At 72.5% G+C, this 721-nt stretch carries 1 protein-coding gene; it reads right to left on the bottom strand.

Annotated elements, in window-relative coordinates; genetic code table 11:
• Nucleotides 1-93: 93 nt before the first annotated feature.
• Nucleotides 94-721 (bottom strand): DedA family protein (locus tag APM_RS12820; RefSeq protein WP_007423800.1); only part of this gene is annotated, 628 nt, incomplete at its 5' end.

Below are 721 nucleotides of genomic sequence, written 5' to 3'. Positions count from 1 at the left end.
GCGCGGTGGCGAGGACGGCGAAGCCCGCATCGCGGGCGGCGGTGGCGACGGCGCGGCCGGTATAGCCGAGCCCGGCGATCAGCAATGTTGCGGTCATCTCTTGTGCGGAAGCTGGTCGGGGAGGGTGGCGCGGGCGGCGGCGGCGCGTTCGAGCCGCTCGCCGTGGCGGCGGGCGAGGACCACCATCGCCACGCCGACGGCGACGATGACGACCGCCGCGGCGGCGCCGAGCGGGCCGGCGAAGCGGTTGATCTGCTTGCCGAAGATGTAGGCGACGCCGCCATAGATGCCGGCCCAGATGAGGCAGGCGAGGGTCTGGAAGGCGATGAAGCGGCGCCACTCCATCACCGTGACGCCGGCGAGCAGGGCGGCGAGGGCGCGCATCACCGCGAAGAAACGGCCGAAGACGACGATCTTGCCGCCATGGTTCTCGAACAGCCAGTGGCCGGCGCGCAGCCGGCGCTCGGTCAGGCCGATATGGCGGCCATGGCGGAGCAGCACCGGGTAGCCGGCGTTGCGGCCGATCCAGTAGCCGGCGGCGCCGCCGACGATGGCACCCGCCGCGGCGGCGAGGATGAGGACCGAAATGTCGATCCGGTGGGTGGTGCCGGCATAGATCGCGGCGGAGACCAGGGCGGTTTCGCCGGGCAGCGGCAGGCCGAGGCTTTCCAGCATGATCAGCGCGGCCACCGCCAGGCTGCCATAGGCGGCGATCCAGGGA

The sequence above is a fragment of the Acidiphilium sp. PM genome (assembly GCF_000219295.1).
Lineage (GTDB): Bacteria > Pseudomonadota > Alphaproteobacteria > Acetobacterales > Acetobacteraceae > Acidiphilium > Acidiphilium multivorum.
This window is presented reverse-complemented; position numbering and strand designations above follow the sequence as displayed.